The sequence below is a fragment of the Thioalkalivibrio sp. AKL8 genome, assembly GCF_000380525.1.
Lineage (GTDB): Bacteria > Pseudomonadota > Gammaproteobacteria > Ectothiorhodospirales > Ectothiorhodospiraceae > Thioalkalivibrio > Thioalkalivibrio versutus.
Genome location: NZ_AQYF01000005.1, coordinates 61,672 through 82,603, shown reverse-complemented (window position 1 = coordinate 82,603; position 20,932 = coordinate 61,672). Strand labels below are relative to the sequence as shown.

At 65.8% G+C, this 20,932-nt stretch carries 23 protein-coding genes; 21 read left to right on the top strand and 2 right to left on the bottom strand.

Annotated elements, in window-relative coordinates:
- Window positions 1-102: 102 nt before the first annotated feature.
- The 21 genes from rpmH (at window position 103) to G335_RS0103325 (ending at window position 19,116) form a co-directional block, all read left to right on the top strand.
- Window positions 103-237 (top strand): 50S ribosomal protein L34, encoded by a 135-nt coding sequence (gene rpmH, locus G335_RS13735; protein WP_018141118.1) that lies wholly within the window; start codon window positions 103-105, stop codon window positions 235-237.
- 22 nt (window positions 238-259) lie between these two features.
- Window positions 260-613, top strand: a complete 354-nt coding sequence (rnpA, locus tag G335_RS0103415; protein ID WP_026312994.1) for a ribonuclease P protein component — start codon at window positions 260-262, stop codon at window positions 611-613.
- Window positions 610-867, top strand: coding sequence for a membrane protein insertion efficiency factor YidD (gene yidD, locus G335_RS13730; RefSeq protein ID WP_047251849.1), 258 nt, complete (start codon window positions 610-612; stop codon window positions 865-867). The genes rnpA and yidD overlap by 4 nt, the downstream gene beginning before the upstream one ends.
- Before the next feature lie 8 nt (window positions 868-875).
- A complete protein-coding gene (gene yidC / locus G335_RS0103410) occupies window positions 876-2,576 on the top strand; it encodes a membrane protein insertase YidC (RefSeq protein WP_038084433.1) in 1,701 nt (566 codons plus the stop codon).
- Between the two features lie 6 nt (window positions 2,577-2,582).
- The gene (gene mnmE / locus G335_RS0103405) at window positions 2,583-3,899 is read left to right on the top strand and encodes a tRNA uridine-5-carboxymethylaminomethyl(34) synthesis GTPase MnmE (protein WP_018175923.1); all 1,317 of its coding nucleotides are present in this window, start codon (window positions 2,583-2,585) and stop codon (window positions 3,897-3,899) included.
- Window positions 3,900-4,237: 338 nt separating this feature from the next.
- Window positions 4,238-6,112, top strand: coding sequence for a tRNA uridine-5-carboxymethylaminomethyl(34) synthesis enzyme MnmG (gene mnmG, locus G335_RS0103400; protein WP_018175922.1), 1,875 nt, complete (start codon window positions 4,238-4,240; stop codon window positions 6,110-6,112).
- Complete coding sequence (gene rsmG, locus G335_RS0103395; RefSeq protein WP_018175921.1) at window positions 6,102-6,731, top strand: 16S rRNA (guanine(527)-N(7))-methyltransferase RsmG; 630 nt, start codon at window positions 6,102-6,104, stop codon at window positions 6,729-6,731. Before mnmG ends, rsmG begins: the two co-directional genes overlap by 11 nt.
- Window positions 6,728-7,483 carry a ParA family protein gene (locus G335_RS0103390; protein ID WP_018168793.1) on the top strand — a complete coding sequence of 252 codons (756 nt, stop codon included), beginning with the start codon at window positions 6,728-6,730 and terminating at the stop codon, window positions 7,481-7,483. Before rsmG ends, G335_RS0103390 begins: the two co-directional genes overlap by 4 nt.
- A 47-nt stretch (window positions 7,484-7,530) precedes the next feature.
- Window positions 7,531-8,373 (top strand): ParB/RepB/Spo0J family partition protein, encoded by an 843-nt coding sequence (locus G335_RS0103385; RefSeq protein ID WP_018168792.1) that lies wholly within the window; start codon window positions 7,531-7,533, stop codon window positions 8,371-8,373.
- Between the two features lie 109 nt (window positions 8,374-8,482).
- On the top strand, window positions 8,483-8,869 hold the full coding sequence (locus tag G335_RS0103380) for an ATP synthase subunit I (RefSeq protein WP_018144955.1): 387 nt from the start codon (window positions 8,483-8,485) through the stop codon (window positions 8,867-8,869).
- 31 nt (window positions 8,870-8,900) lie between these two features.
- Window positions 8,901-9,743 (top strand): F0F1 ATP synthase subunit A, encoded by an 843-nt coding sequence (gene atpB, locus G335_RS0103375; protein WP_026287973.1) that lies wholly within the window; start codon window positions 8,901-8,903, stop codon window positions 9,741-9,743.
- 53 nt (window positions 9,744-9,796) lie between these two features.
- Window positions 9,797-10,033 carry a F0F1 ATP synthase subunit C gene (atpE, locus tag G335_RS0103370; RefSeq protein WP_012983953.1) on the top strand — a complete coding sequence of 79 codons (237 nt, stop codon included), beginning with the start codon at window positions 9,797-9,799 and terminating at the stop codon, window positions 10,031-10,033.
- Window positions 10,034-10,087: 54 nt separating this feature from the next.
- On the top strand, window positions 10,088-10,558 hold the full coding sequence (locus tag G335_RS0103365) for a F0F1 ATP synthase subunit B (RefSeq protein ID WP_018144953.1): 471 nt from the start codon (window positions 10,088-10,090) through the stop codon (window positions 10,556-10,558).
- Window positions 10,559-10,567: 9 nt separating this feature from the next.
- On the top strand, window positions 10,568-11,104 hold the full coding sequence (locus G335_RS0103360; RefSeq protein WP_018144952.1) for a F0F1 ATP synthase subunit delta: 537 nt from the start codon (window positions 10,568-10,570) through the stop codon (window positions 11,102-11,104).
- Window positions 11,105-11,117: 13 nt separating this feature from the next.
- Window positions 11,118-12,659, top strand: a complete 1,542-nt coding sequence (atpA, locus tag G335_RS0103355; protein ID WP_018168790.1) for a F0F1 ATP synthase subunit alpha — start codon at window positions 11,118-11,120, stop codon at window positions 12,657-12,659.
- Between the two features lie 12 nt (window positions 12,660-12,671).
- Window positions 12,672-13,532, top strand: a complete 861-nt coding sequence (gene atpG / locus G335_RS0103350) for a F0F1 ATP synthase subunit gamma (protein WP_018168789.1) — start codon at window positions 12,672-12,674, stop codon at window positions 13,530-13,532.
- Window positions 13,533-13,590: 58 nt separating this feature from the next.
- Window positions 13,591-14,967 (top strand): F0F1 ATP synthase subunit beta, encoded by a 1,377-nt coding sequence (gene atpD / locus G335_RS0103345; protein WP_018144949.1) that lies wholly within the window; start codon window positions 13,591-13,593, stop codon window positions 14,965-14,967.
- Between the two features lie 13 nt (window positions 14,968-14,980).
- Complete coding sequence (locus G335_RS0103340) at window positions 14,981-15,400, top strand: F0F1 ATP synthase subunit epsilon (RefSeq protein ID WP_018144948.1); 420 nt, start codon at window positions 14,981-14,983, stop codon at window positions 15,398-15,400.
- A 127-nt stretch (window positions 15,401-15,527) separates the two neighbouring features.
- Window positions 15,528-16,862: a bifunctional UDP-N-acetylglucosamine diphosphorylase/glucosamine-1-phosphate N-acetyltransferase GlmU gene (gene glmU, locus G335_RS0103335; RefSeq protein WP_018175920.1), complete on the top strand. Its 1,335-nt coding sequence runs from the start codon at window positions 15,528-15,530 to the stop codon at window positions 16,860-16,862.
- Window positions 16,863-16,865: 3 nt separating this feature from the next.
- Window positions 16,866-18,716 carry a glutamine--fructose-6-phosphate transaminase (isomerizing) gene (gene glmS / locus G335_RS0103330; RefSeq protein WP_018168787.1) on the top strand — a complete coding sequence of 617 codons (1,851 nt, stop codon included), beginning with the start codon at window positions 16,866-16,868 and terminating at the stop codon, window positions 18,714-18,716.
- A 103-nt stretch (window positions 18,717-18,819) separates the two neighbouring features.
- A complete protein-coding gene (locus tag G335_RS0103325; RefSeq protein ID WP_018144945.1) occupies window positions 18,820-19,116 on the top strand; it encodes a hypothetical protein in 297 nt (98 codons plus the stop codon).
- 306 nt (window positions 19,117-19,422) lie between these two features.
- On the opposite strand, the gene dtd is transcribed toward G335_RS0103325, so the two are convergent.
- On the bottom strand, window positions 19,423-19,869 hold the full coding sequence (gene dtd / locus G335_RS0103320; RefSeq protein WP_018144944.1) for a D-aminoacyl-tRNA deacylase: 447 nt from the start codon (window positions 19,867-19,869) through the stop codon (window positions 19,423-19,425).
- Window positions 19,866-20,852 carry a prolyl aminopeptidase gene (gene pip, locus G335_RS0103315; protein ID WP_018175919.1) on the bottom strand — a complete coding sequence of 329 codons (987 nt, stop codon included), beginning with the start codon at window positions 20,850-20,852 and terminating at the stop codon, window positions 19,866-19,868. Before pip ends, dtd begins: the two co-directional genes overlap by 4 nt.
- Window positions 20,853-20,932: the final 80 nt, after the last annotated feature.

The window sequence follows — 20,932 nt, the reverse complement described above, 5'->3', positions numbered from 1 at the left end:
GGGGGTACCCGGTGCCAGCGACTTGCCGACCCTCGAGATTGACTTTGCGTCCGGATGGCGCTAGTTTTCACCGCCCTTTAACCAAGCGTCACGGGAACTCTCATGAAGCGCACTTTTCAACCCAGCCGGCTCGTTCGCGCCCGCACGCATGGCTTCCGGGCCCGCATGGCCACCCGTGGTGGTCGCAAGGTCCTGAACGCCCGTCGCGCCAAGGGCCGCAAGCGCCTTTGCCCGTAGTCCGGGCGGCGCGCCGGCTCCCGTGACCGCGGCGCCAGCTAGCGAGACCTTTCCGCGCCGCGTCCGTCTGTTGACCGGTGCGGATTATCAGCGCGTCTTCAAGGACGCCCGGCGCCAGCGCGGTCGCGATCTGACCCTGCTCTATCGCCCTTCGGAATCTGGCGAGGCACGCCTGGGCCTTGCGATTGGCAAGCGGCATGTCCGCCAGGCATCGGACCGCAACCGGATCAAGCGCATCGTGCGCGAGGCCTTCCGCCGGCGGCGGGCCCACCTGCCACCGGTCGACATGATCGTGCTGGCCCGAGGCGGCGCGGCGACCATGGACCGCCGCGCCCTGCGCGCCGAGATCGACAGCCTGCTGGAACGTCTGCAATGACTCTGCCACGCAAGATTGCCCTGTTGCCCGTCCGGGCCTACCAGTACGGCATCTCGCCGTTCATGGCGCCCCATTGTCGGCATTACCCGACGTGCTCGGCCTATACCGTCGAGGCGGTCGAGACTCACGGGGTCCTGCGGGGCTTTTGGCTCGGTTTGCGCCGCATCCTGCGCTGCCATCCCTGGTCGCCCGGTGGCTATGACCCGGTCCCGCACCCGCGTTCCGATACTCCCAGCACTCGACCCTCAAAGTAGTCGCGCTCATGGATAACCTTCGCCCCCTTTTGTGGCTGACCCTGGCCTTTGTCCTGTTCCTGATGTGGCAGGCCTGGAACCAGGATTACGGCAGCACATCCCAGCCGGACACCGCCGCCGAGCGCGCCGCGGAGGACCCCGATGCCCGTCCGGAGGACGTGCCGGATGCGCCGCAATTCGAGTCGGAACCGGACACGCGGGCGGCAGACGCCCCGCAAGTGAGCACCCTGCAGGAGCCGGACCGTCAGCAGATCACCGTGCGTACCGATACCCACGAGATCCTGATTGACACCCGCGGGGGCACGCTGCTGCGCGCCGACCTGCTGCAGTATCCACGGGACCTGCAGGACGATCCGCTGGTGCCGGTCCGCCTGTTCGACCATCGCGTGCGCGGCTATGTCGCCCAGAGTGGTCTGACCCACGACCGGGTGAACGACCAGTCGATGGAGGGGCGCGCACCGTCGCACCACGCCAATTTCCAGGTCGACCAGGACCGCTTCGAGCTCGCCGACGGGCAGGAACAGCTCGAGGTCCCGCTGCGCTGGGTCTCCGACGATGGCGAAATCGAGGTCACCAAGACCTACACCTTTACCCGTGGCTCGCATCTGATCGAGCTGGACTACGAGGTCCACAACCGGTCCGATTCCACCTGGAGCGGTCGCCAGTACCGACAGCTCCGCCACGGGCCGACGCCGGATCGGGAGTCCTGGTGGCTGTACACCTTTACCGGAGCGGCCTATTTCGATGGCAGCTACCAACGCGAAAGCTTCGAATCGTTCCGCGACGACCCCATTCAGGCACGCATCCAGGGCGGCTGGATCGCGATGATTCAGCACTACTTCGTTTCCACCTGGGTCCCGGGTGAGGACGAGGTCAATGCGCTGTACGCCCGTGCCGTGCCCAGCGATCTGGGTGACGAGTATCTGATTGGCCTGCACTCCGAATCGCGCCAGATCGCAGCGGGGAGCAGCGGCGAGTTCTCCACCCGCTTGTGGGTCGGACCCAAGCTCCAGGCAGAGCTCTCCGAGATCGCCCAGGGCCTGGAGCTTACGGCCGACTACGGGATCTTCACGTTCCTGTCCAAGCCGTTGTTCTGGCTGCTGGACAAGATCCACGCCTTCGTGGGCAATTGGGGTTGGTCGATCGTCATCCTGACCATCCTGATCAAGCTGGCCTTCTTCAAGCTCTCCGCCACCAGCTACCGTTCCATGGCGCGCATGCGCAAGGTCGCGCCCAAGCTGCAGGCACTGAAGGAACGCTACAAGGACGACAAGCAGCGCATGAACCAGGCGCTGATGGACCTGTACAAGAAGGAGAAGATCAACCCGCTGGGTGGCTGTCTCCCGATCCTGGTGCAAATCCCGGTGTTCATCGCCCTGTACTGGGTGCTGCTGGAGAGTGTCGAACTGCGCCAGGCGCCCTGGTGGCTGTGGGTGCAGGATCTGTCCTCGCGCGATCCGTACTTCATTCTGCCGATCCTGATGGGCGTGTCGATGTTCGTGCAGTACAAGCTGAACCCGCCGCCGATGGACCCGGTGCAGCAGAAGATCTTCATGGCGCTGCCGTTCGTGTTCACCGTGTTCTTCGCCTTCTTCCCGGCGGGTCTGGTGCTGTACTGGTTCACCAACAACCTGTTCTCCATCGCCCAGCAGTGGTACATCACGCGCAAGATCGAGAGCGGCGAGGACCCGGACAAGCAGAAGAGCTGACGCTCCGTGACCGTGACGGACACCATCGTCGCGGTCGCCACCCCGCCGGGGGTGGGCGGTATCGGTGTGGTCCGTCTGTCGGGTCCGCAGGCCCTGCCCATCGCCCAGCGCCTGACCCGACGCGCGCAGCTCCTTCCACGCCACGCCCACTACGGCAGCTTCATTGATCCGGCGACTGGCGAGCCGCTGGACGACGGTCTGATCCTGTCCTTCCCGGGCCCGCACTCCTACACCGGCGAGGACGTGATCGAGTTGCAGGGCCACGGCAGCCCGGTCTTGCTGGAGGCGATCGTCGCCGCCGCGGTGGATCTCGGCGCGCGTCGTGCCCGACCGGGGGAGTTCACCGAGCAGGCCTTCCTCAACGGCCGACTCGACCTGGCGCAGGCGGAGGCGGTGGCCGATCTGATCCACGCCCAGACCGAGCAGGCCGCCAGGCTTGCGCGATCCAGCCTGGACGGCGCCCTGGCGACCGAACTCGAACCGGTCTCGCGCGCGATCCGCGACCTGCGTGTGGTCATCGAGGCGGAGATCGACTTCGGCGAGACCGATCTCGAGTCGGAGGCTGCCGCCGATATCGCACGCCGTGCCGACACCCTCCACACGACCATCCGCGAACTCCTCGAACGACTGCGTCCGGCGCGTTACTTTGCCCAGGGCTTGCGCCTGGCCCTGGTCGGCGCCCCGAATGTCGGCAAGTCCAGCTTGATGAACCGTTTGGCCGAGAGCGAGGTCGCGATTGTCACCGATCGCCCCGGGACCACTCGCGACGTCCTGCGTTCGCCGATTGCGATCCACGGGATACCGGTCGAACTGATCGACACCGCCGGGCTGCACGCGAGTGAGGATCCGGTGGAGAAGATCGGCATGGAGCGGGCGCGGGAGGCGGCCACCGGGGCTGACTTGATCCTGGAGCTGCGCGATCTCACGCGTCCGGATGCGGCCCCCGACTTGGCGGCCCCGGCGGAAATCCCGCGACTGACCGTCTGGAACAAGATGGACTGCGTCGCCGACTCCACCCGAGCGGACCACGGGCTCAGGATCTCTGCACGGACCGGGGCAGGAGTCGACGCGCTCAAACAGGCGATCGTCGAGCGCCTGGGCGTGAGCGAGGGTGGCCAGCAACGCTTCAGCGTGCGCGCGCGCCATCTGGACGGCCTGCGTACGACGGCCACGCATCTCGCCGCGATCGACGCCGCCGCGCCCCCGGACTTGATCGCCGAAGAGCTGCGTCTGGCCGAGCGCGCCCTGGACGCTCTCCTCGGTCGCCAGGACCACGAGGCCCTGCTGGGCGAGATCTTCGCCGGCTTCTGCATCGGCAAGTAGTCCCCGTCATTGCGAGGCCCCGAAAGGGGCCGCGGCAATCGCCCGCCGCGACCACCGGATTTCGCGGCCCGACGTCATGCCAGCTTCCGGAGATTGCTTCGCTTTGCTCGCAATGACGGGGGGCGCTGGATGCGGCCTCTGCTGCCCATCACGGCCGAAGCCGCCGCGGCGCAACGAACCAGGCGAACAGGCCGCCGCGGCACGCCCGGAAAACCATTTGGCCCGGGGGCCGCTTCGCGCTCGCGTAACTCCCTGCTAGAATTCCGATTTTCGTGCCCGGACCATAAGCGGCGCGAATTGCACTCACAGGCCGGACCGTCGGCCGGGATAGCAGGACCATGGCGAACTCCTTTGATGTCATCGTGATTGGCGGCGGGCACGCCGGCACCGAGGCTGCCTTGGCCGCGGCGCGCGGCGGTGCGCGCACACTGCTGCTGACCCACAACATCGAGACCATCGGCCAGATGAGCTGCAACCCGGCCATCGGCGGGATCGGCAAGGGCCACCTGGTCAAGGAGATCGATGCCCTGGGGGGCGTCATGGGCCGCGCAGCGGACGCCGCCGGCATCCATTTCCGCATCCTCAATCGACGCAAGGGCCCGGCCGTGCGCGCGACCCGCGCCCAGTCGGACCGGCAGCTCTACCGCCAGGCCATCCGCCAGTTCGTCGAGGCCGAGCCGAACCTGCAGATCTTTCAGCAGCCGGTGGCCGATATCACCCTGGACGGCGACCGGGTCACCGGCGTGGTCACCGAGGGCGGCATTGCATTCGACGCCCGCGCCGTGGTGCTGACCGTGGGTACCTTCCTCAATGGCCAGATGCACACCGGGCTCACCCAGCAGCCCGGCGGGCGCGCGGGCGATCCGCCGAGCACCCGCCTGGCGGCGCGCCTGCGCGAGATGGCCTTTGCCGTCGGGCGGCTCAAGACCGGCACGCCGCCGCGCATCGACGGGCGCAGCGTGGATTTCTCGCGGCTCGAGCCGCAGCCGGGCGATGACCCGCGCCCGGTCTTTTCCTTCATCGGCTCGACCGACGACCACCCGGCCCAGCGCCCCTGCCATATCGCGCGCACCAGCGAGAAGACCCACGACCTGATCCGGGCGAACCTCGACCAGGCGCCGATGTACTCCGGCCAGATCGACAGCACCGGCCCGCGCTATTGCCCCTCGATCGAGGACAAGGTGGTGCGCTTTGCCGACAAGACCAGTCACCAGGTCTTTGTCGAGCCGGAAGGCCTCACCACCCACGAGCTGTACCCCAACGGGATCTCCACCTCGTTGCCGTATGCGATCCAGGTCCCCCTGGTGCAGAGCATTGCCGGCTTCGAGAACGCGCGCATCACACGCCCCGGCTACGCGATCGAATACGACTACTTCGATCCCCGCGGCCTGCGCCCGACGCTGGCCACGCGCGAGCTCGGAAACCTGTTCTTTGCCGGCCAGATCAACGGCACCACCGGCTACGAGGAGGCTGCCGCCCAGGGTCTGGTCGCCGGGCTCAATGCCGCGCGGCTGGTGCAGGACGCCGCGCCGTGGATCCCGCAGCGCTCCGAGGCCTACATCGGTGTGCTGATCGACGACCTGGTGACCCGCGGCACCCAGGAGCCCTACCGCATGTTCACCTCGCGCGCCGAGTACCGGCTGTTGCTGCGCGAGGACAATGCCGATCTGCGCCTGACCCCGGTCGGGCGCGAGTACGGGCTGGTCGACGACGCCCGCTGGACGCGCTTCGAGACCCGTGCCGCGGCCATCGGGACCGAGATGACCCGACTCGGACAAACCCGCCCGGACCGCGACCAGCGAACCCGCCCGGCCCTGATCGACTTGCTGGGCAAGGCGCCGGATCCGGATGCCACGCTGCTCGACCTGCTGCGCCGCCCCGAGGCCGATTACGATGGCTTGATGCATGCGCTGCCCGACCTGGATGTCGGCTGCACGCCCGACGTGCGCGAGCAGGCGGAGATCCAGGCCAAGTACGCCGGCTACATCGAGCGTCAGCAGGCCGAGATCGACCGCCAGGCGAAGGCCGAGCAGACCGCCCTCCCGGACAGCCTCGACTATGCCCGGGTCCACGGGCTGTCGAACGAGATCCGGCAGAAGCTGGCGGAATTCCGCCCCCATACCCTGGCCCAGGCGCAGCGCATCCCGGGCGTGACCCCGGCCGCGCTGTCGGCGTTGGCCGTGCACCTGAAGCAGCGCGCCAGTGGCGAGTAACGACTGGCGCGCGGCCCTGGCCGCCGTGGCCGGGGACTGGGCGCTGGACCCACCGGCCATCGAGGCCCTGGCGATTTATTTGGAACAGCTCGGGCGCTGGAACCGCGTGCACAACCTGACCGCGGTGCGTGACCCCGCGCAGTGGATTCGCCGGCATATCCTCGACAGCCTGACGTTGCGCCCGTATCTTCACGGGGACCGGGTGCTGGATGTCGGGACCGGCGCCGGGCTGCCTGGTTTCGTGCTCGCGGCCACCGAGCGCGAACGCGAATTCTGCCTGCTCGACAGCGCGGCCAAGCGCATCCGCTTCCTGCGGAACGTGATCGGACTCGCCCGGCTGTCCGGGGTCGAGGCCGTGCATGTACGGATCGAGGATTTCCAGCCCTCCGCGCCCTATACCACGGTGCTGGCGCGGGCGTTCAAGGCCCCGGCCGACATGGTCTCGCGGGTCGCGCCACAGGTGGCCGACGGGGGCCGCGTGCTGGCCATGCTGGGTCAGCGCTCGGTCGTCGCCGAACCGCTCCCGGCCCCGTGGTCGTACCGAAGCGTGGACCCGGTTACCATTCCCGGCGAGACCGCCGAGCGGCACATCGCCATTATCGAGAGAGCCGACCCGTGACCGATACGCTGGCCATCACCAATCAGAAGGGCGGAGTGGGCAAGACCACTACCTGCGTGAACCTTGCCGCCTCGCTCGCCCGCCTGGGCAAGCGCGTGCTGGTGGTGGACATGGACCCGCAGGGCAACGCGACCACCGGTTCGGGCGTCGACAAGCACGCCGATGACCCAACCTCCTGCGAGGTCCTGCTGGGCCAGGCCACGGTGGCCGAGGCCGCCCACCGAGTGGAGGCCGGCTATGACCTGGTCCCGGCCAACGGCGACCTGACCGTGGCCGAGGTGCGGCTGATGGAGGCCGAGCGCCGTGAATACCGGTTGCAGGAGGCGCTGGCACCGGCCCGGGCAAACTACGACCACATCCTGGTCGATTGCCCGCCGTCGCTGAACCTTTTGACCGTCAACGGCCTGGTCGCGGCCGATGGTGTGGTGATCCCGATGCAGTGCGAGTACTACGCACTGGAGGGGTTGACCGCCCTGATGCGCACCATCGAGAGCATCCAGCGCGGTCCCAACCCCAAGCTGCGTATCTCGGGCCTGCTGCGCACGATGTTCGATCCACGCAATCGTCTTTCCGGGGATGTCTCGGCACAGCTCACCGGCCACTTCGGCGATCGCGTGTTCCGAACCGTGATCCCGCGCAACATCCGCCTGGCCGAGGCACCCAGTTTTGGCCAGCCGGCCTTGTTGTATGATGCCTCCTCGCGCGGGGCCGTGGCGTACCTGGCCCTGGCCGGCGAGATGTTGCGGCGCTGAACGCCGCCTGTTACCCCCTTACCGACTGCCTGCAGGAACGATCAACCATGGCGAAACGAGGACTGGGCCGAGGCCTGGATGCCCTGCTCTCCGGCGCCCAGGCCGGTGGTGACGACAGCGACAGTTTGGAGCAGCTCCCGATCGAGCAGATCCGGCGTGGCAAGTATCAGCCCCGGGTCCACATGGCGGAGGCGGCGCTGGCCGAGCTGGCAGACTCGATCCGAGCCCAGGGCATCGTGCAGCCGGTCGTCGTGCGGCGCCTGGACGAGGGCTATGAGCTGATCGCCGGCGAGCGCCGCTGGCGTGCCGCCCAGATCGCGGGCCTGGAGACCGTCCCGGCGGTGGTCCGCGACATCCCCGATCAGGCCGCCGCGGCGATGGCACTGATCGAGAACATCCAGCGCGAGGATCTGAACCCGCTGGAAGAGGCGCAGGCCATCCGCCGCCTGATCGGCGAATTCGAGATGACTCACCAGGCCGCGGCCGACGCGGTCGGCCGCTCGCGCACTGCGGTCACCAACCTGCTGCGCCTGCTGGAACTCCACGACACGGTGAAGGACCACGTCAACGAGGGGCGCCTGGAGATGGGCCACGCCCGCTGCCTGCTGGCGGTGCCCCTGGACGACCAGCCCGGGGTGGCCGCGACCGTGGTCAAGCGCGGGCTCTCGGTGCGCGCGACCGAGCAGCTGGTCAAGAAGATCCTCGCCGCGACCCCGGAGCCGAAGAAGGATGCCGGACCCTCGCCCGAGGTGCGGCAACTGGAGAGCCGTCTCTCCGACCAGCTGGGCGCCGCGGTCCAGGTTCGCTACAACCGCCAGGGCAAAGGCCGTCTGGTCATCGAATACAACAGCCTCGACGAGCTCGATGGCATCCTCGCCCACATCCAGTAACTCTCTGAGCGGCCTGGCCGATGGCCCCGAATGCCGTTTGACGCAGTAGAAGGGCGCTCTTATACTACGCGCACTTTTTGGGAGAGGGGTGGGTGTGCCCATCCGCTGAATGACACCGCGACGCTTCAGACACGCCTTACAATCGCTAGGTCTGCAGCTCGCCTTAACGCTGATACTGTCGGGCCTGCTTCTGGCCCTGTTCCCCCCGATCGTGGCGATCTCGGCTGCGGTGGGCGGCATCACCGCGACGCTCGGCAACGCCGTGGCCGCGGTTGTTGTGTTTCGGGCCTACCGTTCCGATCAGGTGGGCTCGCTGACCGCCCGCATGATGGGCGCCCAGATGGGACGACTGGCAATCATCGCGGTGGCATTCGGGGTGGCGTTCGCTTACCTGGACGAGCCGGACTTACTGGCGTTGTTCGGCATCTTCCTCCTGGTGCACCTGGCCCCCTTGTGGTGGCTGCACCGGGTTTCTGATCAAGCAATGACGAGATAACTGCATGGCTTCAGAAAGCGGACTGCCCACGATGGAAGAGCACATTGCTCACCATCTGACGAATCTTACCTTCGGACTCCACCCCGAGAAGGGGATGAGCTTCGCCACCACCAGCACCGAAGCCGCCGAAATGGGCTTCTGGGCGATCCACGTCGACTCCATGCTGTGGTCGATCGCACTCGGGCTGCTGTTCATCCTCACGTTCCGTGCCGCGGCCAAGAAGGTCACCGCCGGCGTCCCGGGCGGCTGGCAGAATTTCGTCGAAATGATGATGGACTTTGTGAACGACAACGTCCGTGGCTCGTTCAAGCACAAGAACGACATGGTCGCGCCGCTCGCGCTGACCATCTTCGTCTGGATATTCCTGCTCAACCTGATGGACCTCGTGCCGGTCGACCTGATCCCGCACATCGCCTATCTGCTGGGTATCCCGTACTTCAAGATCGTGCCGACTACGGATATCAACGTGACCGCGGGCCTGGCGCTCGGTGTGTTCATCCTGATCATCTACTACTCGCTCAAGATCAAGGGCCCGGTGGGTTTCATCAAGGAACTGACGGGCATCCCGTTCCAGACCAACATCGTGTACATCAAGCCGTTTTTCTGGGTGATCAACTTCGTCCTGGAGTTTATCAACCTGCTGGCCAAGCCGGCCTCGCTCGCCCTGCGACTGTTCGGCAACCTGTACGCCGCGGAGATGATCTTCATCCTGATCGGTGTCATGTACTCTGCGGGCCTGATCCTGGGTCTGGCCGGTGGTGTGCTGCACGTGGGCTGGGCGATCTTCCACATCCTCGTGGTGCCGCTGCAGGCCTTCATCTTCATGGTGCTGACCGTCGTCTACATCGACATGGCGTACAGCGAAGACCACTGATTTCGACTTCCCTACTCAACTGACTGTTTCAACACTCGACTGGAGATACAAAAATGGAAATGGCTAACGCTCTGATCGTCCTGGCTGGCTCGCTGCTTCTGGGTCTGGCCGCTGTCGGCGCCGCCATCGGCGTGGGTACCCTCGGTGGTCGCTTCCTGGAAGGCGCCGCGCGTCAGCCGGAACTGATCCCGATGCTGCGCACCCAGTTCTTCATCGTGATGGGTCTGACCGACGCCGTGCCGATGATCGGCGTGGGTATCGGCCTGTACGTCCTGTTCGCCCTGGGTTAATAAGGCTGAGCGAGTCCCGAGGTCCCCTCCACTCGTCCAACCTGAGGTAGCAGGATGAATATCAATCTGACCATCATTGGCCAGCTGCTCGCGTTCAGCGTCTTCGTGTGGTTCACGATGCGCTACGTCTGGCCGCCCATGTCCGCCGCCCTGGAAGAACGTCGCAAGAAAATTGCCGACGGCCTGGCAGCCGCGGAACGTGGCGAGAAAGAGCAGGAGCTCGCCCAGGAGCGTGCGACCGAGGTCCTCAAGGAGGCCAAGCAGCAGGCCAACGAGATCGTGGCCTCTGCGCAGAAGCGCGCCAACGACGTGGTTGAGGAAAGCAAGTCCACGGCCCACGAAGAAGGCGAACGCATCAAGCAGGCGGCGCACGCCGAGATCGAGCAGGAGATCAACCGCGCGAAGGAAGAGCTGCGCAAGCAGGTCTCCGAGCTGGCGGTTGCCGGTGCCGAGCAGATCCTGGCCAAGGAAATCGACGCCAAGGCGCACGGCGATCTGCTCAAGAAGCTCTCGGCCAAGCTGTAAGGAGACGTTATGTCAGACCTGATTTCGGTCGCCCGACCCTACGCTCGCGCAGCTTTCGAGCGGGCCCGCGAGGCCAAGGATCTCGCCGGCTGGGCCGAGCAGCTCGAATTGCTGGCGGCGATCGCCCGCGATTCGCAGATGCACAGTCTCCTCTCCAACCCGCGGGTCCCGCGGCCGGACCGGGCACAGCTCGTGCTCGACGTGGCCGGTGACAAGGTGGGGCCCGAGGCGGGGAACCTCGTTCGCCTGCTGGCCGAAAACGGCCGGCTGCCCGCCCTCCCCGCCGTGAGCGATGCCTTTGCCGAATTGAAGGCCGCGGCCGAGCACCGCGTCCATGCCGACGTGATTGCCTTTCGCAAGCTCACCCAGGCGCAGGAGAAAGAGATCCACGACGCCCTGGCCCAGGGCCTGGGCTGCGAAGTCGATCTCGAGCATTCGGTCGACAGCGCCCTTCTTGGAGGGGCCATCATCCGCGCCGGCGACCTGGTAATCGACGGCTCCGTGCGAGGCCAGCTGAACCGCCTGGCTGCCAATTTGAGTCGCTAAGAGGATATTTAACATGCAACTGAATCCCTCCGAGATCAGTGATCTGATCAAACAGCGCATCGAGAAATTCGATGCCTCGTCCGAGGCCTCCAACGAGGGCACCGTGGTCAGCGTGACCGACGGTATCGCCCGCGTCCACGGTCTCGGTGACGTCATGCAGGGCGAGATGCTCGAGTTCCCGGGCGACACCTTCGGTATGGCGCTTAACCTTGAACGCGACTCTGTGGGCGTCGTGATCCTGGGCGACTACAAGCACATCTCCGAGGGCCAGACGGTCAAGTGCACCGGCCGCATCCTCGAAGTGCCGGTTGGCGAGGCGCTGCTGGGTCGGGTAGTCGATTCCCTGGGTCGTCCGATCGACGGCAAGGGCCCGATCGAAAGCGACATCACCAGCCCGATCGAAAAGATCGCGCCCGGTGTTATCGAGCGGAAGTCGGTCGACCAGCCGCTGCAGTCCGGTATCAAGGCGATCGACGCCATGGTCCCGGTCGGTCGCGGCCAGCGCGAGCTGATCATCGGCGACCGCCAGACCGGCAAGACCGCCGTCGCGATCGATGCGATCATTAACCAGAAGGACTCCGGCGTTAAGTGCGTCTACGTCGCGGTTGGCCAGAAGGCCTCCTCGGTCGCCTCCGTGGTGTCCAAGCTGGAAGAAGCGGGCGCGATGCAGAACACCATCATCGTGGCCGCCAATGCGTCGGAGTCGGCGGCGATGCAGTTCATCGCCCCGTACGCCGGCTGCGCGATGGGCGAATACTTCCGCGATCGCGGCGAAGACGCGCTGATCGTCTACGATGACCTCACCAAACAGGCCTGGGCCTACCGTCAGGTCTCCCTGCTCCTGCGTCGTCCGCCGGGTCGTGAGGCCTACCCGGGTGATGTCTTCTACCTGCATTCGCGTCTGCTGGAGCGTGCCTCGCGTGTGAACGCCGAGTACGTTGAAGAGAAGACCAACGGTGAAGTGAAGGGCAAGACCGGTTCTCTGACCGCGTTGCCGATCATCGAGACCCAGGCGGGTGACGTCTCCGCGTTCGTTCCGACCAACGTGATCTCGATCACCGACGGTCAGATCTTCCTCGAGACCGATCTGTTTAACTCCGGTATTCGCCCGGCGATCAACGCCGGTCTGTCGGTGTCCCGAGTCGGTGGTGCCGCCCAGACCAAGATCATCAAGAAGCTGGGTGGCGGCGTGCGTCTGGCGCTGGCGCAATATCGTGAGCTGGCGGCGTTCTCGCAGTTTGCCTCCGATCTGGACGAACTGACCCGCAAGCAGCTGGATCGCGGTAAGCGCGTGACCGAGCTGATGAAGCAGGGTCAGTACCAGCCGATGTCCATCGGCGAGATGGCCTTTTCGCTGTACGCCGCGAACGAGGGCTTCCTCGACGACGTCGAGGCCGACAAGATCGTGAGCTTCGAGAAGGAACTGATCGCCTACGCGCGTTCCTCCCAGAAGGAGCTCCTGGACGAAATCAACAGCACTGGCGACTACAACGACTCCATTCAGGAAAAGCTGAAAAGCGCCCTGGAAGAGTTCAAGGCCAAGCACAGCTGGTAACGGGAGCACGCAATGGCGGGCACTAAGGAGATCCGGACGCAGATCAAGAGTATCAAGAATACTCAGAAGATCACCAAGGCGATGGAAATGGTCGCCGCGTCCAAGATGCGCAAGGCCCAGGACCGCATGCAGGAGTCCCGGCCTTACGCACAGAAGATCCACGACGTGATCGGTCACGTCGCGATGGCGAATGCGGAGTACAAGCATCCGTTCATGGTGGAACGCGAGGTCAAGCGCGTCGCGCTGATCATCGTGTCGACCGACCGTGGTCTTTGCGGCGGGTTGAACACCAACCTGTTCAAGAAGGCCGTGATCGAGATGCGTCGCTACCGCGACGAGGGCGTCGAGGTCGATCTGTGCGTGATCGGGAGCAAGGCGCTGCAGTTCTTCAAGCGCCTGGGCGGCAACATCGTGGCCGAGTCCAAGGATCTCGGGGACCGTCCGCACATCAATGACCTGATCGGTTCGATCAAGGTCGTGCTGGACAACTTCCGCGACGGCAAGGTCGATCGCGTGGTGCTGCTCGAGAACAAGTTCGTCAACACCATGACGCAGCAGGCCCAGGCCACGCAGTTGCTGCCGACGGCGCCTAGCCGCGACGAATCGCTCAAGCACCACTGGGATTACATCTACGAGCCCGACACGCATCCGGTGATGGATACGCTGCTCGAGCGCTATGTCGAGTCCCTGATCTATCAGGCGGTGGTCGAGAACGTGGCCTGCGAGATGGCCGCACGGATGGTCGCGATGAAGTCGGCCTCCGACAACGCCGGCACGATGATCAAGGACCTGCAGCTCGTCTACAACAAGGCGCGCCAGGCTGCGATCACCCAGGAGATCTCCGAGATCGTCGGCGGCGCGGCTGCGGTCTAGCGCCCACCGGCACGAATCGGTCGACTCGGCACGAATTACGACTTACGAGGATGAACAAATGAGTTCTGGAAAGATTGTCGAAATCATCGGCGCCGTCGTGGACGTGGAATTCCCCCACGGCGAAGTGCCCAAGATCTACGACGCGCTGACCCTGGAAAACGGTCTGACCCTGGAAGTCCAGCAGCAGTTGGGCGACGGCGTGGTACGTACCATTGCCATGGGCACGACCGAGGGCGTGAAGCGTCAGACCGCGGTTACCGCCACGGGCAAGCCGATCTCCGTGCCGGTCGGCAAGGGGACCCTGGGTCGGGTGATGGATGTCCTCGGTCGTCCGGTGGACAACGCCGGTGATGTGGAGGCCCAGGAGACCTGGTCGATCCACCGCGCCGCCCCGACCTTTGACGAGCAGGCGGGCTCGACCGAGCTGCTGGAAACTGGCATCAAGGTCATTGACCTGCTGTGCCCCTTCGCGAAGGGCGGCAAGGTCGGCCTGTTTGGTGGGGCCGGCGTGGGCAAGACCGTTAACATGATGGAGCTGATCCGTAATATCGCGATCGAGCACTCCGGTTATTCGGTGTTTGCGGGTGTCGGGGAGCGTACTCGTGAGGGCAACGACTTCTACCACGAGATGAAGGACTCCAACGTCCTCGACAAGGTGGCCCTGGTCTATGGCCAGATGAACGAGCCGCCGGGTAACCGTCTGCGCGTAGCGCTGACCGGTCTGACCATGGCCGAGTTCTTCCGTGACGAAGGCCGTGACGTGCTGATGTTCATTGACAACATCTACCGTTACACCCTGGCCGGTACCGAGGTCTCGGCGCTGCTGGGTCGTATGCCCTCCGCGGTGGGCTACCAGCCGACCCTGGCGGAAGAGATGGGTGTGCTGCAGGAGCGAATCACCTCGACCAAGAAAGGCTCGATCACTTCCATCCAGGCCGTCTACGTGCCGGCGGATGACTTGACCGACCCGTCCCCCGCCACCACCTTCGCGCACCTGGATGCCACGGTCGTGCTGTCCCGCCAGATCGCCGAGCTGGGCATCTACCCGGCAGTGGACCCGCTGGACTCGACCTCGCGTCAGCTGGACCCGCAGATCATCGGACAGGAACACTACGACACCGCGCGCGCCGTGCAGGGTACCCTGCAGCGCTACAAGGAGCTGAAGGACATCATCGCGATCCTCGGCATGGACGAGCTGTCTGAAGATGACAAGCTGGCTGTGGCCCGTGCGCGAAAGATCCAGCGCTACCTGTCGCAGCCGTTCTTCGTTGCGGAAGTCTTCACCGGAGCCCCGGGTAAGTACGTCTCCCTGAAGGACACCATCCGGGCGTTCAAGGCCATCGTGGACGGCGAGTACGATCATCTGCCGGAGCAGGCCTTCTACATGGTCGGCACGATCGAAGAAGCTGTCGAGAAGGCCGAGAAGCTCGGCTAAGGAGCAAGGCGTTATGCCCATGAATATGCATGTGGATGTGGTCAGTGCGGAGGAGTCGATCTACTCCGGTACGGCCCTGATGATCGCCGCACCCGCCGAAGGGGGCGAGGTCGGCGTGTATGCCGGGCATACGCAGATGCTCGCCCGGCTGAATCCGGGTGAACTGCGCATCCTGGAAAAGGAAGGCGCGGAGCCGCAGCCGGTGTTCGTGTCCGGCGGCATCCTCGAGGTGCAGCCGTACCATGTGACCGTTCTGGCGGACACTGCGGTGCGCGCGAAGGATCTTGACGAGGCCGAGGCCATCGAGGCGAAGAAGCGTGCGGAGGAGGCGCTGGCCAACTCCAAGGCCGATTTCGACTACGCCAAGGCCCAGGCCGAGCTGGTCGAGGCGGCGGCGCGCCTGCAGATGATCCAGAAGCTGCGCCGGAAATAATCCGGCAAACTGCGACGGATGACTTACGCTAAGGGCCAACCATCTCGGTTGGCCCTTTATCATTGTACCCATGCCTGAATCCAAGCCCCTTCATATCGCGGTACTTGCAGCCGGCAAGGGGACGCGCATGCGTTCGCGCCGTCCGAAAGTCCTGCAAGCCCTTGCCGGCCGTCCCCTGCTGGCCCATGTCCTGGAAAGAGTTGCGGCGCTGGACGCCGCCGCCTGCCACGTGGTGGTAGGTCACGAGCAGGAGCGGGTGCGGGCGGCGTTCGCCGACTCCCCGCAAGCCTTGACCTGGGTCGACCAGGGGGAGCCTCGCGGGACCGGCCACGCGGTGTTTCGAGCCCTTGAAGCCATCCCGGACGCGGCACGTGTACTGGTGACCTATGGCGATGTGCCGCGCATTCCGATTCCCGACCTGGTGGCCTGTGCGGACGGCGATGGTGTCACGGTGCTGGCCGCCCGGGTCGTCGACCCGAGCGGCTATGGGCGCTTGATTCTGGATTCGTCGGGGCAACTTGAGCGGATCGTCGAGGACAAGGAGGCCAGTGCACGTGAACGTGCCGTGGACCTGATCAATACGGGTGTCCTTGCCGCCCCCGCGGGTGAGCTGCGCCGATGGCTGGCCGCCTGTGAACCACGGGTGACCGGACCACGCGAGTGGTACCTTACCGATGTCGTGGCGGCAGCGCGCGCCGACGGATGTGCCGTGGAGGTGGTGGAAAGCAGCGATTCCGCGGCAGTCCTCGGGGTGAACGACCGCGAGCAACTGGCAGTTCAGGAACGGCTGTACCAGGCGGCGCTTGGTGCAGGGTTGATGCGCGACGGTCTGGGCCTTGCCGACCCCGCGCGCCTGGATGTGCGCGGTGTTCTCACCTTCGGGCGCGACTGCCAGATCGATGTGAACGTCGTGATCGAGGGCACGGTGACGCTCTCGGACGATGTTTATATTGGACCCGGTTGCGTGCTGCGGGACTGCGACATCGGTTCCGGCACGCAGATCGCGGCGCATAGTGTCCTCGAGGGGGTGCGGGTTCATGCCGATGCGCGGATTGGACCGTTCGCCCGCCTGCGGCCCGGCACCGAACTGGGGACCGGGGCGCGCGTCGGCAACTTCGTCGAGATCAAGAATTCCACCCTGGGTGCCGGGGCCAAGGCGAACCACCTGACCTACGTCGGCGACGCCCAGATTGGCGCTGGCGCCAATCTGGGCGCGGGCACCATTACGTGCAACTATGACGGCGCCAACAAGCATCGCACCGAGATCGGCGAGCGCGCCTTTATCGGCTCCAATACGGCCTTGGTGGCTCCGATACGCATCGGGGACGACGCGACCGTGGGCGCAGGGTCAACCCTGTCCGACGACGTCGAGGCGGGCGCTCTCGCGCTGACTCGCGCCCGAGCCCGCACGATTCGCGACTGGCCGCGCCCGAAAAAGAGCGGTAACGACAAGGAGAAGTAATCGATGTGCGGTCTGGTTGCAGGCATTGGCGAACGAAACCTGGTCCCCGTTCTGGTCGAGGGTCTGCATCGCCTGGAATACCGGGGGTATGACTCCGCTGGCGTGGCCGTGGTCAACGACTGTGGCCTCTCGGACCTGCGTGCCATCGGCAAGGTTGCGGCCCTGGAGCAACGGATCGACGCCGCTGGGCTGGAGGGGCCGGTGGGCATCGCTCACACCCGCTGGGCGACGCACGGGGCTCCCACCGAAGAGAATGCCCATCCCCACCGTTCGCGCGACGGCCGCGTGGCCATCGTGCACAACGGCATCATCGAGAATCACGGCGACCTGCGTTCCCGGCTCGACGCCGCCGGCTGGCCCTGCGTATCCGCGACTGACAGCGAGGTGATCGCCCATCGTCTCGAGCAGGCCCTGGCACTGGGTTCGTCGCCGCTGGATGCGATGCGCAGCGCCTGTGCCGAGCTTCAAGGTGCCTACGCGATCGCGGCGGTCTTTGCGGACTTCCCCGACGAATTGATTGTTGCCCGCTCCGGGAGCCCGGTCCTGCTGGGCCTGGGCATTGGCGAGACCTTCGCCGCTTCCGACGTGCAGGCGCTGCTTCCGGTCACCCAGCGTTTCGTCGACCTGGAAGATGGAGACATTGCCCGGCTCACGCGCGACGGAGTCGAGATCCACGACGCCGCCGGAGAACGGGTTGAGCGCGGTATCCGCGAGAGTCGCTGCCAGGCGAGCATCGCGGACCGGGGCGAGTACCGCCATTTCATGCTCAAGGAGATCTACGAGCAACCCCACGCCCTGGAAGAAACCCTGTCGGGGCGCCTGGGCGAAGCCGGCATCCTCGAGAACATCCTCGGACCGGGCAGCGACGAGCGCTTGGCCGATGTCGCCGCCGTGCAGATCGTTGCCTGCGGAACGAGTTATCACGCCGGCATGGTCGCGGCCCACTGGATCGAGGAGCACCTGGGTCTTCCGGCCCGAGTCGAAGTCGCCAGTGAATATCGCTACCGGCGCCACGTCCTCGCCCCGGGCACCCTGCTGGTGGTGATCTCGCAGTCCGGCGAGACCGCCGATACCCTGGCGGTCCTACGTCAGTCCCAGGACGAGCCGTTCCTGGCGCGGCTGGCGATCTGCAACGTGCCCGAGAGCACGATGGCACGGGCGGCCGACCTGGTCCTGATGACCCATGCCGGACCCGAGATCGGCGTCGCATCCACCAAGGCGTTTACCACCCAACTGGCGGCTCTGGCCATCCTGGTCCTGCTGCTGGGTCAGGTCGCCAGCGCCGCCCGTATGCCCGCCGCCGCGCGGGCCGATGCGGTCGCGGCCCTGCGCAGTCTCCCCGATCAGGTGGCCCGTATCCTCGCGCTCGACACGCCTATTGCGCGGATCGCCGAGGGTCTTCTGGAGCGCCAGCATGCGCTGTTTCTCGGGCGTGGGGCCTATTTCCCGATTGCCCTGGAAGGCGCGCTGAAGCTGAAGGAAATCTCCTATATCCACGCCGAGGCCTACCCCTCCGGCGAGCTGAAACACGGTCCGTTGGCACTCGTGGATACCGAGATGCCGGTCGTGGCCGTCGCCCCGGACGATGCCCAGCTGGAGAAACTTTCCAGCAACCTGCAGGAGGTACGGGCCCGGGGCGGGCAGCTGATCGTCATTGGCGAATCCAACGCCGCGCGCGCGCTGGAACCCGAGGACACCTGGGTCGGTCTCCCGCAGAACGAGGCCCTCAGTCCCTGGCTGGCTCCGGTTCTGTTCACGGTCCCGCTTCAGTTGCTGGCTTACCATACGGCCGTGCTGAAGGGCACCGATGTGGATCAGCCGCGCAACCTCGCCAAATCGGTGACCGTGGAATAGTGTGCGGCGCCCCAACCGTTCATTCCATCAGGAGACGCTTGTATTCGTGCCCCGGGTTCGCTAGATTTTGGTGCGCTTGAATAACCTGTCACAGGAGCACCTTATGGATCAGCAAGAGCTCAACAACCGCTGCGTCACCCTGTTCCAGTCCCCGCGAATCCAGACCAAGCTGTGGAACCCCCGCATGTTCTGGGAAGTCGGCCGCAAGCTGAACACGAACCCGGACGAACTGACAGAGCCGAAGGTCGACCTGTGCGAGCTGGAAGTCATGCTCTCCGCCGCAGCCTACGAGCCGTCGAAATGCGCCGACAACCTGAACCAGCGCGAGGCCGGCCGCGCCGACTTCATCCGTCGCGCGGTCCAGTCCGGCCAGCGTCCGTTCCTGCGCCGCGCGGCCTGATCCACGCCCGGATCATCGCCCGCCAGGACCCGGCCTCGCGCCGGGTCTTTTCGTTTGGGGTCGCGACACCTGCTTGTTCGTCACCGAGGACACGGGGCAGACAGACATCCACTGAGGTGCACGTCATGGCAGTGGCAATGCCGGGCAATCAAATGACCGGCAAGTAGCGGTGCATCCGGCCCCGGCCAGTTCCGTGGGTCGGTCCCAAATAGAGGGTCAGGCCATGTGCGTCACCCTGGCCTTTGTCCGTGTCCTTTGTGCTTCGCCCGTCTTGAGCCTCATCGTGGGTGTCCACGAGATCGTCCCTTACTGGCCCCTGGCCTCCAGCCAGAAGGTCACCGGGCCGTCGTTGGTCAGACTGACCTGCATGTCCGCCCCGAAACGCCCGCTGGCCACGGGTTCATGGCGTTGGCCTGCCCGCCGTACCAGCCAATCGAACAGCGCTGCGCCATGCTCGGGGCTCGCCGATCCGGAAAAGCTCGGTCGCATCCCCTTGCGCGTATCGGCTGCCAGGGTGAACTGGGGCACCAGCAGCAGCCCGCCACCGGTCTCGCCCAGGCTCCGGTTCATTCGGCCCGCCGAGTCCGCGAATACCCGGTAGCCCAATAGCCGGTCGAGCATCCGTTCCGCGCTCGCCTCGGTATCGTTCGGCTCCACGGCCACCAGAGCCACCAGGCCGCTCCCGATCGCCCCGACGTCCTCCCCGTCGATGGTGACCCGCGCCGCGCTTGCGCGCTGGATCAGTGCGATCACGCCTGCCCCCGTCCAGTGCCGGGCTCGATGTGCCCGGACAGTTCCCCTGCCAGTCGGTCCGTGGCTGCGACCAGTCGGCGCACGATGCCCGGCTCCGCCGCCGAGTGGCCGGCGTCCGGTACGACCTCCAGTTGCGCCTGTGGCCAGGCCTGGTGCAGGGCCACCGCCTGATTCACCGGACACACCACGTCGTAGCGGCCGTGCACAATGGTGCCGGGAATCCCCTGCAGCCGGCCGGCATCGCGCAGCAGCTGGTCGGGTTCCAGGAACGTCTCGTGAACGAAGTAGTGGCACTCCAGCCGGGCCAGGCTCACGGCCACATCCGGCGCCTCGAAGTGCGCGATCACGTCGTGGTTCGGGATCAGACAGGAGGTGCGCCCTTCCCAGCTCGACCAGGCGCGGGCCGCGGCCTCGCGCACTGCACGGTCGTTGGCGGTCAGCCGCCGGTAGTAGGCACCTACCATGTCCGCCCGCTCGCCATCCGGGATCTGTGCCTCGTAGTCGGCCCAGGCCTCAGGAAACAACCGGTCCGCGCCCGACTGGTAAAACCATTGGATATCCTGCGGGCGGCACAGGAAGATCCCCCGTAGCACCAGGCCCAGGACCCGCTCCGGGTGTTTCTGGGCATACGCCAGCCCGAGGGTCGAGCCCCAGGACCCGCCAAATACCACCCAGCGCTCGATTCCCAGGTGCTCGCGCAGGCGCTCGATGTCCGCGACCGCGTGCCAGGTCGTGTTCGCCTCGAGGCTTGCGTGCGGGGTCGAGCGTCCGCAGCCGCGCTGGTCGAACAACACGATGCGGTAGCGTTCCGGATCGTAGAAGCGGCGGTGCCAGCTTTCGCAACCCGAGCCGGGCCCGCCATGCAGAAACACGACGGGTATCCCCTCCGGATTGCCGCATTCCTCGAAGTACAGCTCGTGGCCGTCGCCAACCTGCAGGCGCCCCATACCGTGGGGCTCGATCTCGGGATACAGCGCGTCCATGGAAGCCCTCCGGGCAAAACCCCGAGTGTCGCCAAAACGCAGCGTGGGCGAAACCCTACGGGCTCTTCCCGCAACCGCCG

Bases quoted from the DNA above. Each gene is read 5' to 3' on its own strand.
- atpB (WP_026287973.1), top strand. From the start codon at position 8,901: ATGGAAGAGCACATTGCTCACCATCTGACGAATCTTACCTTCGGACTC.
- rpmH (WP_018141118.1), top strand. From the start codon at position 103: ATGAAGCGCACTTTTCAACCCAGCCGGCTCGTTCGCGCCCGCACGCAT.
- G335_RS0103360 (WP_018144952.1), top strand. From the start codon at position 10,568: ATGTCAGACCTGATTTCGGTCGCCCGACCCTACGCTCGCGCAGCTTTC.
- atpE (WP_012983953.1), top strand. From the start codon at position 9,797: ATGGAAATGGCTAACGCTCTGATCGTCCTGGCTGGCTCGCTGCTTCTG.
- G335_RS0103385 (WP_018168792.1), top strand. From the start codon at position 7,531: ATGGCGAAACGAGGACTGGGCCGAGGCCTGGATGCCCTGCTCTCCGGC.
- pip (WP_018175919.1), bottom strand. From the start codon at position 20,852: ATGGACGCGCTGTATCCCGAGATCGAGCCCCACGGTATGGGGCGCCTG.
- G335_RS0103365 (WP_018144953.1), top strand. From the start codon at position 10,088: ATGAATATCAATCTGACCATCATTGGCCAGCTGCTCGCGTTCAGCGTC.
- G335_RS0103325 (WP_018144945.1), top strand. From the start codon at position 18,820: ATGGATCAGCAAGAGCTCAACAACCGCTGCGTCACCCTGTTCCAGTCC.
- G335_RS0103340 (WP_018144948.1), top strand. From the start codon at position 14,981: ATGCCCATGAATATGCATGTGGATGTGGTCAGTGCGGAGGAGTCGATC.
- atpA (WP_018168790.1), top strand. From the start codon at position 11,118: ATGCAACTGAATCCCTCCGAGATCAGTGATCTGATCAAACAGCGCATC.
- G335_RS0103380 (WP_018144955.1), top strand. From the start codon at position 8,483: ATGACACCGCGACGCTTCAGACACGCCTTACAATCGCTAGGTCTGCAG.
- atpG (WP_018168789.1), top strand. From the start codon at position 12,672: ATGGCGGGCACTAAGGAGATCCGGACGCAGATCAAGAGTATCAAGAAT.
- mnmG (WP_018175922.1), top strand. From the start codon at position 4,238: ATGGCGAACTCCTTTGATGTCATCGTGATTGGCGGCGGGCACGCCGGC.
- glmS (WP_018168787.1), top strand. From the start codon at position 16,866: ATGTGCGGTCTGGTTGCAGGCATTGGCGAACGAAACCTGGTCCCCGTT.
- glmU (WP_018175920.1), top strand. From the start codon at position 15,528: ATGCGTTCGCGCCGTCCGAAAGTCCTGCAAGCCCTTGCCGGCCGTCCC.
- atpD (WP_018144949.1), top strand. From the start codon at position 13,591: ATGAGTTCTGGAAAGATTGTCGAAATCATCGGCGCCGTCGTGGACGTG.
- yidD (WP_047251849.1), top strand. From the start codon at position 610: ATGACTCTGCCACGCAAGATTGCCCTGTTGCCCGTCCGGGCCTACCAG.
- yidC (WP_038084433.1), top strand. From the start codon at position 876: ATGGATAACCTTCGCCCCCTTTTGTGGCTGACCCTGGCCTTTGTCCTG.